Source organism: Dyella sp. 2YAF14, assembly GCF_052114725.1.
Taxonomy (GTDB): Bacteria; Pseudomonadota; Gammaproteobacteria; order Xanthomonadales; family Rhodanobacteraceae; genus Dyella.
Genome location: NZ_JBFRFH010000013.1, coordinates 77,881 through 92,467, shown reverse-complemented (window position 1 = coordinate 92,467; position 14,587 = coordinate 77,881). Strand labels below are relative to the sequence as shown.

The window sequence follows — 14,587 nt, the reverse complement described above, 5'->3', positions numbered from 1 at the left end:
TTCGGGCTTATCCCAACACGATGCTGCGGGCGTTATCAGGCCATTTTCTTTGGGTTACTTTCGACGCGAAGCTAGTCCCGTGGGATCTTTTGGGCCAGCAAAAGAAAAGTGACTCGAGCGGCGGCAGCCGATCGAAACGCCCGCCGCGTCCCACAGGGACTAGCTTCGCGTCGTAGGCGGCACGCTGGCGGGGAGGCGGCAACCAGAAACCGAGGCTCTGGATGACCAGCCATGCGGCTGTTGAAAAGCGCCTCCGGCCTGCGCCGGGATGACAGTCAAAGGCCAAACACCGCTCTAGACCGCGATACGAGCCATAAAAAAAACCCGCCTTTCGGCGGGGTTTTTTCGTCACATCAGGTTGCGACCGTGGAACAACTCCTCAATCTCGCGCCTCAACAGCGACTCAATCCGCTGGCGCTCCTTGAACGAGAGGTCATCCGCATGCGCCTCGAACAGATACGTATCAAGGTCGAAGTCCTTGATGTGCATCTTCGTGTGGAACATGTTTTCCTGGTACACGTTCACGTCGAACATCTCGTACTTCTGGCGGATGTGCTTGGCCAGGTAGTCCTGCACCGAGTTGATCTTGTGATCGATGAAATGCTTCTTGCCCTTCACGTCGCGCGTGAAGCCGCGCACGCGGTAGTCGGCGATGACGATGTCCGATTCGAAGCTGTCGATCAGGTAGTTCAGGGCCTTCAGCGGCGAGATCACGCCGCAGGTGGCGACATCGATGTCCGCGCGGAAGGTCGCAATGCCGTTGTGCGGGTGCGTTTCCGGGTAGGTGTGGACGGTGATGTGGCTCTTGTCCAGGTGCGCGACCACCGCGTCGGAGATCGTGTCGCGGCCGAGCTTTTCCACCACCGGCTCCTCGGAAATGAGGATGGTGACGGATGCGCCTTGCGGATCGTAGTCCTGGCGTGCAATGTTCAGGATGTTGGCACCGATGATTTCGGCCACATCCGTCAGGATCTGGGTCAGGCGATCGGCGTCGTACTGCTCGTCGATGTATTCGATATAACGCTGGCGCTGCTCTTCGGACACCGCATAGCAGATGTCGTAGATGTTGAAGCTCAGGGCCTTCGTCAGATTGTTGAAGCCTTGCAAACGCAGGCGCGGAAGCGGTTTAACCACAACGACTCTCCATGGCCGGGGATGGGGCCAGCAGCAGAGGCGGGTTAGCTACAAGGGTCCCCGCTGGATAATTCGACGTGAAAGCCCGAAGCTTCCACGACCCTTGTGACGGGAGCGCGACAAAGGGATCGCGTCCGAAAGACCGTGAAGTATGCGGCAAAAAAAAGGAAAACTGAACCTCCGGAAGCTCAGGTTAGTTTGCCATAATGCCCGGAGGGGTAAGGTTTGGACTACCGGGGGACGCTTGCGGCCCCCGTTTTGAATCAACGGGATCTCACGTGGCGCAACTCAAATATCAGCTACAGCAGGCTTTTGAACGGTCACAGGCGCCAGCGAATTTCGCTCCGGATCCGGCGTCGATGGAGCGATTTCTTGCGCTTTGCCATCGCCGACGCTACCCGGGCAAGACCGCCATCATTCGTCCGGGCGACCCGGCCAACACGCTTTATTACATCGTGGACGGCTCTTTGGCCGTTTGCACGGAGGACGAGCAAGGCCGCGAACTGATCCTGGCGTACCTGAGCCGGGGCCAGTTCATCGGTGAGATGGGCCTGTTCGTGGAGCAGGCACAGCGCGAGTCCATGGTGCGCACCCGCACCGCTTGCGAGATGGCCGAGATCAGCTATGAGCGCCTGTTCCAGCTGCTGGAAGGCCCGCTCCGCGAGGAATGCCCGAAGATCCTGTTCGCCATCGGTTCCCAGCTGACGCACCGTCTGCTGCGCACCTCGCGCCAGGTCAGCCGCATGGCCTTCATGGACGTGACCAACCGCATCTCCAAGACGCTGCTGGACCTGTGCCAGGAGCCTGATGCGATGACCCACCCGGAAGGCACCCAGATCCGCATATCCCGCCAGGAAGTAAGCCGCATCGTGGGCTGTTCCCGCGAGATGGTGGGTCGCGTGCTCAAGCAGCTCGAGGAACAGCGCATGATCGACGTGGCCGGCAAGACCATCGTGGTGCGCGGCACGCGCTAAGCCTCATCCGGGCTTCGCCCAGACGACGAAACCCGGCCTCGGCCGGGTTTCTTTGTTTCCAGCCTGCCGCAGCCGGACTCAGCCCCGGGGGGCGCCCGCCTTGGCGACCTGGCGATGTTCCGGCTGGTAGATCATGTACACGTCCGCCCGCTCGTAGTGCGAGCCGGCGCGCACCGATGGCTGCAGCACGAAACCGGCCTGCTGGTACATGCGCAGCGCAGTCTTGAGGCGGCTGTTGGATTCCAGGAATAGTTCGTGGCCGCCGCGGCGATGGAATTCGGCGATGGCGGCAGCCAGCAGCACACGCCCGGCGCCCATGCCGCGGAAGGTCTCGTCCACGCCCATCTTGGACAGCTCATAGACGCCCGGCGATTCGCACAGCAGCGCGCAGGTGCCGATGACCTCGCCGGCGAGGCGCGCAAAGAAGATCGCCCCACCCGTCGCCAGCACGTGGCGCTCAGGGTCGCCCAGCATCTCACGGTCGATCTCCTCGATGCGGAAATGGCGCTCCAGCCACTGCGCATTGAGGCGGTAGAAATGCTCTTTCAGGGCCGGCTCGTAGGACACCACTTCCAGTACCGCGGTGGTCAGCGCCGCATATTCGGCCAGCATGGCGTCGACCACGGGACGATCCTGCACGGCCGCCTCGGTGGCAGCCAGGGCATTGAGCAAAGCCTCCAGTTCCTGCTCGCCCAAGGATTTGACGATGCCACGGCGCACCGCGACCCAGATCGGCCCCAGCGCGGATAGGTCGGTACGTCCCTTGGCGGTAAGGCCAAGCAGGCTGCGGCGACCATCCTGGGCATCCTTGTTGCGGCAGACCAGGCCGGCATCGACCAGCTTGTCGGCCAGCTGGCTCACGGCCGAATGGGTTTGCCCGATGGCCTGGGCCACGTCGCTGACGGTCGTCTCGCCGTTCTCCCACAGGAAACGCAGTACCGGGAACCAGCGCGATTCGACGCCGGCTCCGCAGGTGCGGTAGACCTCGTCGACGGCCGTGTAGAAGTGGTCGCTGAGCGACTTGAGCCGGCTGCCGAGCGCCAGCTGGGCGAGCGTAGGGAGATACATCCGACAACCCTCGAACCATGATGAGTAGATATCAACGCGCGTCGCGAAGCCCCTTCCCTTGTGGGAGCGCACCCTGTGCGCGACTGCCCTTGTCGGCAACGTGTCGCAACCTGGTGTCGCGCACAGGGTGCGCTCCCACAACGAGCTGTGGGTTAGAACCAGTCGACGCGGGTAATCGTGCGACCCAGTGCCCGCTCCAGCTTCTTGCAGAGCTTGGGCGTGCCGTTGACCAGGACGGCTTCCGCGGCAGGCTTGAGCATGGGGGCATCGACCAGCGAGTCGCTATAGGCCACATGCCACTCGCCAACCCCGAAAGCCGCCAGCTGCGCGGGTTTGCGGCGACCCACATTGTGCAGCTTCACGCGCATGCCCAGCGGTCCGGGACGCAGCTGCGAAGCCAGCACGTCCACTTCGCCCAGGCCCAGCTGAGACAGGATGTGGCTGACCAGCACGTGCTCGCAGCCGGTGACCACGATGACGCGGTCGCCCGCGGCCTGATGGCGGCGCAAGGCGTTCAGGCCGTCGCGGCAAAATTGCTTGGGGCGACGCGTCAGGCTTGCACCGAACGCTTCGGCCGCCAGGCGGTAGCGACGCTCGTTGAGACCCATCAGACCCACATGGACTAGCGCGCGCTCGGCCAGACGACGCGAAAACGGCACCACCAGCAGCATCCACGGCAGCGCCAGCAAGGCGCCGAACTTGCGCAGCCACGAGCGCTGGAAGCGCTCGCGCATGAACAGATAAAAGGCGTCGCCGTGAATCAGCACGCCATCGAAATCAAACAACACCGTGCGCGGCGCGGCCACGGCTGCTTCCGCCGCTGCCGACTCCAGACCAGTTTCCCCTGTGCTCATGCGTCGACCTGCCTGAGACTCAGGCCGTGGCGAACAGGCGCTTCAGTTCCGCGCCCGGATCGTTGGCGCGCATGAAGGCTTCGCCCACGAGAAAGGCGTTGATGCCCGCCTCGCGCAGCGTGGCGACATCGTCGGGCGTGTGGATGCCCGATTCGCTGACCAGAATGCGGTCGTATTCCATCAGCTGCTGCAGTTCCAGCGAGGTATCGAGCGAGGTGTGGAAGGTGCGCAGATTGCGGTTGTTCACGCCGATCAGCGGCACCGGCAGCGCAAGCGCGCGCTCCAGCTCTTCGGCGTCGTGCACTTCGCACAGCACGTCCAGATCGAGCTCGGCCGCCAGCATCGACAGATCCAGCAGCGCGGAGTCGCTCAGCGCCGCCACGATCAGCAGGATGCAGTCCGCGCCGATCACGCGCGCTTCGTACACCTGGTACGGGTCGATCACGAAATCCTTGCGCAGCACCGGCAGCGAGCAGGCGTCGCGCGCCTGTTGCAGGAAATCTTCGCTGCCCTGGAAAAAATCCTTATCGGTGAGCACCGACAGGCAGGCGGCACCGCCCTGCTCGTAGCTGCGCGCGATCGCGGCGGGATCGAAATCCGGACGGATCAGGCCCTTGCTCGGGCTCGCGCGCTTCACTTCAGCGATGACAGCGGCCTGGCCGGCATCCACCTTCGCCTCGATCGCGGCCGCAAAACCGCGGGTTTCCGGCAGATCGGCCACGCGCGAGGACAGTTCTGCCAGCGGCAGCCTGGCGCTGCGTTCGGCCACTTCTTCAGTCTTGCGGGTGAGGATGCGCTGGAGGATGTCGGTCATGGCAAAAGCTTGCGGGGAAAGGGGATGAAAGTAGCGTGAGCGTCAGGACGCTTCCGCCAGACGCCGTGTGACGGCGACGAAGGCGTCCATTTTTGCACGAGCAGCGCCGCTGGCGATGGTTGAGCGTGCGAGTTCGATGCCTGCGGCGATGGAATCCACCACATTGGCAGCGTACAGCGCAGCGCCCGCATTGAGGCACACGATGTCGTGCGGCACGCCACGACGCCCCTCCAGGGCCTCGAGCAGCATGGCACGCGATTCTTCCGCATTCTCAACGCGCAGATTGCGGCTGGACGCCATGGCGAGGCCGAAATCTTCCGGCTCCACTTCGTATTCGCGCACTTCACCGTCGCGCAGCTCGCCCACCAGGGTGGCCGCGCCCAGCGAGATCTCGTCCATGCCGTCGCGCCCCCACACCACCAGCGCGTGTTTCGCGCCCAGCGCCTGCAGCACGCGCACCTGGATGCCGACCAGATCGGGATGGAACACGCCCATCAAAATATTCGGCGCACCGGCCGGATTGGTCAGCGGTCCGAGGATATTGAACAGCGTGCGTACGCCCATCTCTTTGCGCACCGGCGCCACCACCTTCATCGCAGGATGATGGTTGGGCGCAAACATGAAGCCGATGCCGACTTCCTGCATGCATTGGGCCACTTTTGCGGGCGGCAGATCGATCACTGCGCCCAGCGCTTCGAGCACATCCGCGCTGCCCGACTTGGACGACACGCTGCGACCGCCATGCTTGGCCACGCGCGCACCGGCGGCGGCGGCAACAAACATCGAGGTGGTGGAAATATTGAAGCTCGAGGCACCATCGCCACCGGTGCCGACGATGTCGACGAAGTGCTCGTGCGCAGGCAGTTCCACCTTCGCCGACAGCTCGCGCATCACGCGCGCCGCGCCGGTGATCTCGCCCACGGTTTCCTTCTTCACACGCAGGCCGGTGATGATGGCGGCGGTCATCAGCGGGCTCACTTCGCCGCGCATGATCTGCCCCATCAGCTCGATCATTTCGTCGTGGAAGATCTCGCGATGCTCGATGGTGCGCTGTAGCGCTTCCTGCGGCGTGATGGTGACGCGACGCCCCACGTTGCCTGCCACGTTCATGCCGCGAGCTTCAACGGCAGGCCGAGGAAGTTGCGCAACAAGTCGTGGCCGTATTGGGTGAGGATGGATTCGGGATGGAACTGCACGCCTTCGACCTTCAGCGTCTTGTGGCGCAGGCCCATGATCTCGTCGATGCTGCCGTCGGCGTTTTCCGTCCAGGCGGTCACTTCGAGGCAGTCGGGCAACGACTCCTGCTCCACCACCAGCGAGTGATAGCGCGTCGCCTCGAACGGATCGGGCAGCCCGGCGAACACGCCCTGGCCGCGGTGACGCACCGGTGACGTCTTGCCGTGCATGATCTGCTTGGCGCGGATCACCTTGCCGCCAAACACCTGGCCGATGGCCTGATGACCCAGGCACACGCCGAACACGGGGATCTCACCGGCCAGCTCGCTCAGCACCTGCAGCGACACGCCCGAATCGTCCGGCGTGCCGGGGCCCGGCGAAATCATGATGTGGGAGGGCTTGAGCGCCCGGATGCCGGCTACGTCCAGCGCATCGTTGCGCACCACCTTCACCGCCTGGCCCAGCTCGCCCAGGTACTGCACGAGGTTGAAGGTGAAGCTGTCGTAGTTGTCGATCATCAGCAGCATACGGGGCCCAACTCTTTGATTTGGTTATACCAAGCAACGCGCCGCTGGCGCTGGACGGCGCCAGGCATCCCTACCGTCAGCGGGTGTCGGCGCGAGCGCCGACCTGCCCGATTGTAGCGGTGGCCGTCGCGGCGATGCAGCATGGAATTGTGGGGAAGCGCTGGATATGAGGCCGGCGGCCGGGCAGACGACACCATGAGTGCCGGAAACCGGCCCGCGGGTTGTTGGGCCGGCGGCGCTCCCGAACGCGCCCGAGTCAGCCCTTCAGGCGCCGGGGATCGAGCATGTCGGCGGTGACGCCGGCATCCTGCAGATGGCCGGGCAACGGACGGCCCAGGGCGAGATTCGCGCAGGCTTCACCCATCGCCGCCGAGGTCTGGATGCCGTAGCCGCCTTGCGCGGCGACCCAGAAGAAATCACCGGAACCCGGCGCGAAACCGCCCACCAGATCACCATCGGCAACGAATGAGCGCAGGCCTGCCCAGGTGCGCGTGGGGCGGCGAATGGTCATCGTGGTCGCCTCTTCGATGCGATGGATGCCGATGGCGATATCGAGCTCCTCCGGCTGCACGTCGTGCGGCATCACCGGATCCGCGTTCGCTGGGCAGCCGAGCAGGAGGCCGGCATCGGGCTTGAAGTAGAAAGCTTCGTCGACGTCGGTGACGAACGGCCAGCGCGAGGTGTCCATTCCAGCGGGCGCTTCGAACAGAAATGCCGAGCGTCGACGCGGCTGGATGCCGATGGGTGCAATGCCCGCGAGCGCGGCGATCTGGTCCACCCACGCGCCCGCGGCGTTGATCAGCAAAGGTGCGCGGTAGTGCTCGTGGCCGGCATCGATAAACCAATGGCCCGGTCCATGTTCAATCGAGCGGATGTCGATATTGCAGCGTAGTTGGCCACCCTGTGCCCGCAGGCCGCGAAGAAAGCCCTGGTGCAGTTCGTTGACGTCGATGTCGGCAGCGCCGGATTCGTACAAACCGATTTGCGCCGCCTCAGGACGCAGGACCGGTACCGTTTCCTGCAGCCATGCCGCATCCACCACGCGCAGGCCGCGTGTGCGCGCCGCCATCTCTGCATGCAGCGCGTGCACCTTCTCGATGTGATCCACCGTGCCGATGCTCAGCGAGCCGCGCGGCGAAAGCACCGGGTGCCCCGCGAAACCCTCAGGCGGATGATCGAAGAAGCGGCGCGCGGCACGCGTCAACGCACGCACCTGCGCGGATCCGTAGGTCTCGGAAAACAGCGCTGCCGAACGCCCGGTGGAATGCATGCCGGCATGCTCTTCGCGCTCAAGCACCAGCACGCGCGCATGCGGTGCGAGAAAATAGGCGACGGAGGCGCCGGCCATGCCGGCACCGATCACGATCACATCGACGTCGTGCAGCGTACTCATGCCTTGGCGCTATCCCGGGCGGTTTGACGGGCCACCACACTGGTGGCGGTGAGATCGGCAGTGACATTGCCCAAGGTCGCGAGCGCATCGGGCAAGGCATCCACGGCCAGCATCAGGCCCAGCGGCCCCACCGGCACGCCCATGGCCTGGGCGACCGGAAGGTTGGTCGCCATGAAGCTGACCGCGCCGGGCAGCCCCACCGATCCGAGACTGATCACCACCGCCAGCAAGGCCGCGGCAAACAGCGGCGCCACGCCCACATCGATGCCGTACGCCCAGGCGATGAAACACGCCGACGTCACGTACTGGATCGGGCTGGTGAGACGACAAAGGCTGACGGCCATCGGCAGCACCAATGCATTCACCTGCGGTGGATAGCCTAGACGGCGCTCTGCGCTTTCGAGCATGGCCGGCAACGAAGCCAGCGACGACTGCGTGCTTGCAGCCACGATCTGGGCCGGAAGCAGCGCGGGCACGAAGCGCCGCAGCGTTTCGCCGCCCCATACGATGGCGACCGGCAGCATCAACAAGGTGACCGCGAGATACAGCAGGCATTCCACCAGGACATAGATGCCCAGCGCGCTCAGCATATGCAGGCCAGCACGTGCGCATACCGCGAGGATCAGGGCGAATACACCAAGCGGCGCCACCCATAGCACCCAGCGCACGACCACGATCATGGTGTCGGCGATGGCCTGGAAAAACGACACGACCAGCGCGCGGCGGGTGGCATCGATACGCGTCAAGCCGAAACCGAAGAACAGTGCGAACACCACCAGCGGCAACATGGCGCTCTGCGCCGCGGCCATGATCGCGTTGGCGGGCACGATGCCATTGAACCACTCCGCCCAACCCACGGCAGCGGCCACCGGCGGCGCGTGTGAGGCCACCGCGCTGTCGAGCGCGGCCGTCAGCGACGGATTATGTGGAAACAGCGCAAACAACCACGGTGCGGCGACGGCAGCGAACAACGCGCCGCCAGTGAGTATCAGCAGGAAGGCCACGATGGCACGCCGCGCGATGCGCCCGGAGGCCGCCGCGTCGCTGGCCGTGTTCACGCCCACGACTACCAGCGCAAACACCAGGGGTACCACGGTCATCTGCAATGCGTTCAGCCATAGACGTCCAAACGGCTGCACGGCGTCGGCTACCGGTAGTGCCGCGCCAGGCCACCAGGCATCCAGGCTCAGGCCACCGACCGCGCCCAGGACCAAACCAATGAGTACCCTCGACGTCGGACTCAAGGCTGCTTGCCCAGCGAAGGCAGCTGCCAGGACGCCTGCAACCGCACGTATTCGCTTTGTGGCAGCAGGACGAATACCGGCTGCTCCTCCGGCTTCATCCAGCTCAGCAGACGGCGCATCACCGGCTCGGGCATGGCGGTGCAGCCGGCGGTCGCGTCGGTCGGCGATTTCCACAGGTGCGCGAAGATGCAACTGCCGCCGCCCGGCTTGCCCTTGGCGTTGTGCTCAATCACGAAGCCGATCTTGTAGCGTTGGTCGCCGTCCAGATGCAGGTCGCGGCGCATCGGTTCGCTGGCGCCCTCCACCGCTTTCTCGCCGACCTTCCTGGTATCGACGATCTGGTTGTAGTACGGCGAACCATCAACGTCGACGCACCAGTCGGTGTCCTGCATCGCCTCGTAAGGCATGTGCGTATCGGCCCTGGCGGCGTAACCGAAGACTTCGCCAACGCGATACACACCGGCGGCAGCGCGGCCGTCGCCTTCGTGCTTCTGCGGGCCCTCGGCCTGCGCGGCATTCAGACCGAGGCCCCAGGCGGAACCCGAGCGCCCCACGGTGACCGCTTGCGCGTCCACGATCGGCTTCCAGCGGTTGCCTGAGCGCTCGTACGCACGCAGCACGCCGTGATCGGCATTCCAGTCCGGCGTGATCACCAGCACCATCTGGCGCGAAGCCTGCCAGGCCAGCGGTTGCTCGGCGGCAAACACCGCGGCGACCGGCGCCACCGTGGTCAAGCTCAACGCGGCGGCAAGAAGATGACGAATCACAAAGCGACGGGCGGGAGAAGTCATGCGATTCCGCGAAATGGGAGACTAGGGTTCCAGCATCTGCTGGACGCGTTCGAGATTGGCGAGCAGCTGCACATGGCGGTGTTCGTCGCCTTCGCACAGCTGCACGTAGACGCCATCGAGCAGATGCTGCAGCGCCGATTGGTAGAGCACAGGCTGGATGTAAGGACGATCGTCGTGGGCAGACACCAGCAAGGCGATGTCCGCGATCGCACGCAGCGGATTGGAGGTATGCCGCGTCACCGTGATCAATCGACCGCGGCGCTCGCGAAAGAAGCGACCGATCTTGCACAGCGCCGGATGGTTGCCGTGCTCGGAAAATACCAGCAGCACGTCGCCTGCCCCGGCAGCGGAAACGCTGGCCGCCATGCGCGGCGCATCGAAGTTGTGTATCGACGGCACGCCCAGCAGCGACAGGCGCAGCGCGAAGCTGCGCGCATAGATGTCGTCGTCGCCCAGGCCGATCATGAAGACCTTGCCCTTGGTGCCGGCCGTGGCAATCGCTTCGGCCACGGCTTGCAGGGTCTCGGGGGCATTGATCAGCCGCGTCTCTTCTTCGGACTCGGCCTTGCGCCGCCACAGATTGCCCGAGGCCGATTCGTCGAAGGCCGCCCTGGCCTGCGTGGCGACATGGGCGGCGTCGCCGTTGTCGGCACGGGCAATCGCCTCGCCGACGGAATACTTGAGGTCCGGATAACCCTTGAAGCCCAGCTTCTGGGTGAACTTGACCACGCTGGACTGGCTGATGCCCAGCGCGTTGGCCAGTTGCTGCGAGGAGTAGTCGCGCAGCAGCTGGGCGTTTTCCAGGATGAAATCGGCGATGCGCCGCTCGACCGCGGACATCTGGTCGCGTTCCGAACGGATTTTCACCAAGGGCGACATATCAGGCTTCCAGCTTTTCCAGTCCGCGAATCTCCCGGATACCCAATCCAGGCGCCTCGGTGACCGAGATCTCCGACTCGTTGAAGACCACGCCCCCGTCCACCGGGTTGTACTGGCACAGCGAGGGGCCGTCCAGATCCACCTTGGTGATCACAGCCGACTTGGCCACCGCCACGTGCACTGCCGCAGCGACGCTGATGCTGGTTTCCAGCATGCAGCCGATCATGCATTCCACGCCGTACATGGCGGCGATGTCGGCAATGCGGATGGCGTTGGAGATGCCGCCCGTCTTCATCAACTTGATGTTGATGATGTCGGCGGCGCGCATCTGGATCAGGTCGATCACCTCCATCGGGCCGAACACGCTTTCGTCGGCCATGATGGGCGTGTGCACACGCTCGGTGACGTAACGCATGCCTTCGAGGTCGCGCGCCTTCACCGGCTGCTCGACCAGTTCCAGCCGCACGCCGGCGTCTTCCAGCGTCTGCAGCGCGTAGACCGCCTGCTTGGCGGTCCAGCCCTGGTTGGCGTCCAGGCGCAGCAAGGCGCGGTTTTCCACCGCGGCATAGATGGCCTTGACGCGCTCGATGTCCACACCGATGTCCTTGCCCACCTTGATCTTGAGCGACTCGAAGCCGCGTTCCACCGCGCTCACCGAATCGGCGACCATCTTGTCGATGTAGTCGACGCTGATGGTGATATCGGTGGTGATCACCGGATCGCCACCGCCGAGCAGCTTGTATAGCGGCGCGTTGTACAGCTGGCCCCACAGGTCGTAGAGGGCGATTTCCACCGCTGCCTTGGCGCTGGTGTTCTTCTCCATCGAACTCTGGATCAGCTGGGTCAGGCGATTGAGATCGGCGATTTCCTGGCCGACCAGGCGCGGCGCGATGTAATGGCGGATCGCATCGACGATCGAACCATGCGTGTCGCCCGTGATCACCGCCGTGGCCGGCGCCTCGCCGTAACCGATGTGGCCGCTATCGGTATGCACCATCACCACGATGTCTTCGACCTGATTGACGGTGCGCAGCGCCGTCTTGAACGGCGTCTTGAGCGGTACGCGCAGCATGCCGAACTGGATGTCGGTGATCTTCATGAGACTCGGAAGCTTCCTGTCTTCGATAGGGAATGGAGGCGCAAGACGATCACGGATGCACGCGCACGATGCTGGTCATGCGGTCGACATAGGTGTGCTTGTCGTCGTACATCAGCGGCAGCAGCGGCGTCACCGACACCTCGTTGAGCTTGACGCGGCGCATGCCGCCCTTGCCGTCGCGATAAGCCATGCCGCCGGTGTCGTGGATCACGTAGGGCTCGCCATCGAGCTTGCCGATCACCATCATCACGTGGCCGGGGATATAGACCAGGTCGCCCACCTGCAACGCCATCGCGACCTTGAGGCGCGCGTCGTGGCTGTCCTTGTCGCCGAATGCCTGATGAGTGAGGCCCGGGCTGATCGCCTGCTTGCTGGTGTTGCGCGGCATCTGCACGCCCATGCTGCGATAGACGTCCGATACGAAGCCGCTGCAATCGCGGCCATCGTAGTCGTGGCCCCAGCCGTATCGCTCACCGAGGAATTTGAAGGCCTGGCGGATGATGTTCGCGTCGGTGAGCGGCAGATAGTTGTCCTGCGTGTCAACGTTGCGCTGGATCAATGTCGGCGAGAACGCCAGCTTGCCATCGGGCTGGCGGATCGGCAGATCGACCACGTACGACGCATACGGCGACTGTCCGTTCACCGGCTCATCGGCCGGATGATCCGACAGCACCGGCACGGCCACTCCCATATCCAGTTGCAGCTGCGATACCGCCGGCTGCTCCGGCGTGAACACCGTACGGATGGTGCTTCCCGTCACCACGCGTTGCGGCAGGCGCCCGCCATACGCGAGCACATCCGCCGTCGCCCCTTCGGCGACATTGTCGCGATGCGTCCAGGCGGCATAGCGCTCGCTCACCACGAACAGCCAGCGGCCGTCGCGACTGGTGTGCGCGATCAGCACCGGGGTGCCGGGGAATTCCGCGGTCTCCTGGAAGCGATCGATATCCGTATCGTCTTTGGAGGTGAATACGCGCGTGTCGGTCGGGAACGTGCGCAAGGCGGCGCGCTGCACGATCATGCCGTAACGGCTGGTCTGCTGTGCCGGCACGGCATCGAGCGCGAGCGCCTCGGTGAGCTGCGCGCGCAAGCTGTCGGGCACCGGCTGGCCCTTGTCGTCAAACAACGGGCGCTTGGGATACTGCGAAAGGTCGTTGATCCAACCAGTCACCATGGCGCGATCGACGTTGGCCGGGACGCCATGCAGGTCGTGCATGGACCCATCGACCCTGAGCAGCTTCGCGTTCTGCGCGCCGATGGCATCGATGCCCGCAAGCACGCGATCAGGCTGCGCCAGCTGCTTGATCCAGAAATCCGGCGCCAGCATCGCGTTGTTGCTGATGCCGAGCACGCCCGAAGGCGGCACGGGGACGGGGTCGGGCCGCTGGTCCGCCAAGACCGGGGCCGCGGCCAGCGCGGCGAGCAGACACAACGTCAGGCGAGGCATGAGTCGCATGCTGATTCCTATGCAATGGCCAGCGACGACATCACCGACGCCACCAGCAATCCAAACCCTGTACCGAGGATATAACCGAGCAAGGCCAACAGGATGCCCACCGGCACCAATGAACGCGAGTAGCTGGCGGCGAGTATGGGCGTTGCCGCTACGCCGCCGATGCAGGCCAGCGAGGAAATGCCGCAGAGATACAGATCGAAATGGAATACCCGCGCGGCCAGCGCCAGCAGCACGGCATGGATGGCGATGATGCAGACGCCGCACATGAGATACAGCGGCGCCGAGGCAATGCCGTCGAAATTGCTTTGCGAGGCCAGGATGGCCACCACGCTGATCAGCATGGCGCTGGAAATCGTGCTGGCGCCAGCGAAGCGCGCCAGCGGTGTATGCGCCGCCACCAGACCGAAGGCAGTGGACAGCATGATGGTCCAGGTGGTGGACGACACCATCTCGGTTACCGGCAGGCGCCCGGCAAGCCATGCGGACAGCGCCGCCACCAGCAGGGCCATGCCCAGCCACAGCAGCACGTTCTCGGAGGTGGTCGGGCCGTGACTGCGCGAGGGCTCCACCACCATGTCGGCGCTGGAGGTGGCGCGAGTCCAGCGATTGAACTGGGTGGCCACGCGGCCCAGGCCGAACAGCACCACCACCCACATCGAGTAGCACAAGGCATCGGTGAGCAGCGAAAACGCCAGCAGGCGATCGGGCATGCCGATGGCTTGCTTGACCGCCACCATATTGGCCGTGCCGCCGATCCAGCTGCCCGACAGCGCGGCCAGCGGCTGCCAGGCATCGCCCTTCAGCCAGACGCGGAACATCAGGAAGGTGCCGACGAAGGCGATGAACAGGCACACCATGGTGACGAAGAACACCGCAAGGACGCGCGGCCCCAGCCGGTAGATCGCCCGCAGGTCGCAATTGATCATCAGCAGGAATAACAGGGCCGGCACCAGGTGCTCGATCAGCATGCTCTGGGTAGCGCGGATCTCCGCATTGACCTGCCACAGACCGGTGACGGCCAGCGCGGTCACCAGCAGGTAGGTCAGCACGATCGGCGGCAAAACCTCGAAGAAACGCCACTTGTAGCGCCGCTCCAGGGCGGGAAACAGGCCCGCTGCCAGCAACATGACAGCGAGATAAGGCCAGGCCGTGTGGATCATGCGTCCCCTTTGAATCCC

At 64.5% G+C, this 14,587-nt stretch carries 14 protein-coding genes; 1 reads left to right on the top strand and 13 read right to left on the bottom strand.

Going from position 1 to position 14,587, the window contains the following annotated elements; translation table 11 throughout:
- Positions 1-348 precede the first annotated feature (348 nt).
- Positions 349-1,134, bottom strand: a complete 786-nt coding sequence (gene speD / locus AB4Y82_RS16985; RefSeq protein WP_019465856.1) for an adenosylmethionine decarboxylase — start codon at positions 1,132-1,134, stop codon at positions 349-351.
- A gap of 278 nt (positions 1,135-1,412) precedes the next feature.
- Here speD and crp point away from each other — a divergent pair, with 278 nt between their 5' ends.
- Positions 1,413-2,108, top strand: coding sequence for a cAMP-activated global transcriptional regulator CRP (gene crp, locus AB4Y82_RS16980; RefSeq protein ID WP_441605488.1), 696 nt, complete (start codon positions 1,413-1,415; stop codon positions 2,106-2,108).
- Between the two features lie 78 nt (positions 2,109-2,186).
- Here crp and AB4Y82_RS16975 read toward each other — a convergent pair whose 3' ends face one another.
- The 12 genes from AB4Y82_RS16975 to AB4Y82_RS16920 form a co-directional block, all read right to left on the bottom strand.
- The gene (locus AB4Y82_RS16975) at positions 2,187-3,176 is read right to left on the bottom strand and encodes a bifunctional helix-turn-helix transcriptional regulator/GNAT family N-acetyltransferase (RefSeq protein WP_441605487.1); all 990 of its coding nucleotides are present in this window, start codon (positions 3,174-3,176) and stop codon (positions 2,187-2,189) included.
- 152 nt (positions 3,177-3,328) lie between these two features.
- Positions 3,329-4,030 (bottom strand): HAD family hydrolase, encoded by a 702-nt coding sequence (locus AB4Y82_RS16970; protein ID WP_441605486.1) that lies wholly within the window; start codon positions 4,028-4,030, stop codon positions 3,329-3,331.
- A 19-nt stretch (positions 4,031-4,049) separates the two neighbouring features.
- Positions 4,050-4,844, bottom strand: coding sequence for an indole-3-glycerol phosphate synthase TrpC (gene trpC / locus AB4Y82_RS16965; RefSeq protein ID WP_441605485.1), 795 nt, complete (start codon positions 4,842-4,844; stop codon positions 4,050-4,052).
- Between the two features lie 42 nt (positions 4,845-4,886).
- Positions 4,887-5,954 carry an anthranilate phosphoribosyltransferase gene (trpD, locus tag AB4Y82_RS16960; RefSeq protein ID WP_441605484.1) on the bottom strand — a complete coding sequence of 356 codons (1,068 nt, stop codon included), beginning with the start codon at positions 5,952-5,954 and terminating at the stop codon, positions 4,887-4,889.
- A complete protein-coding gene (locus tag AB4Y82_RS16955) occupies positions 5,951-6,547 on the bottom strand; it encodes an anthranilate synthase component II (RefSeq protein ID WP_441605483.1) in 597 nt (198 codons plus the stop codon). Before AB4Y82_RS16955 ends, trpD begins: the two co-directional genes overlap by 4 nt.
- A 256-nt stretch (positions 6,548-6,803) precedes the next feature.
- Complete coding sequence (locus tag AB4Y82_RS16950) at positions 6,804-7,940, bottom strand: NAD(P)/FAD-dependent oxidoreductase (protein ID WP_441605427.1); 1,137 nt, start codon at positions 7,938-7,940, stop codon at positions 6,804-6,806.
- Positions 7,937-9,184 (bottom strand): dicarboxylate/amino acid:cation symporter, encoded by a 1,248-nt coding sequence (locus AB4Y82_RS16945; protein WP_441605426.1) that lies wholly within the window; start codon positions 9,182-9,184, stop codon positions 7,937-7,939. Before AB4Y82_RS16945 ends, AB4Y82_RS16950 begins: the two co-directional genes overlap by 4 nt.
- Positions 9,181-9,975, bottom strand: a complete 795-nt coding sequence (locus tag AB4Y82_RS16940; protein WP_441605425.1) for a L,D-transpeptidase family protein — start codon at positions 9,973-9,975, stop codon at positions 9,181-9,183. The genes AB4Y82_RS16945 and AB4Y82_RS16940 overlap by 4 nt, the downstream gene beginning before the upstream one ends.
- A gap of 21 nt (positions 9,976-9,996) precedes the next feature.
- Positions 9,997-10,854: a MurR/RpiR family transcriptional regulator gene (locus tag AB4Y82_RS16935; RefSeq protein ID WP_441605424.1), complete on the bottom strand. Its 858-nt coding sequence runs from the start codon at positions 10,852-10,854 to the stop codon at positions 9,997-9,999.
- Between the two features lies 1 nt (position 10,855).
- A complete protein-coding gene (locus AB4Y82_RS16930; protein ID WP_441605423.1) occupies positions 10,856-11,953 on the bottom strand; it encodes a dipeptide epimerase in 1,098 nt (365 codons plus the stop codon).
- Between the two features lie 49 nt (positions 11,954-12,002).
- Complete coding sequence (locus AB4Y82_RS16925) at positions 12,003-13,409, bottom strand: C40 family peptidase (RefSeq protein ID WP_441605422.1); 1,407 nt, start codon at positions 13,407-13,409, stop codon at positions 12,003-12,005.
- An 8-nt stretch (positions 13,410-13,417) separates the two neighbouring features.
- Entirely contained in the window at positions 13,418-14,569 is a 1,152-nt protein-coding gene (locus tag AB4Y82_RS16920; RefSeq protein ID WP_441605421.1) for a DUF819 family protein, read from the bottom strand.
- Positions 14,570-14,587: the final 18 nt, after the last annotated feature.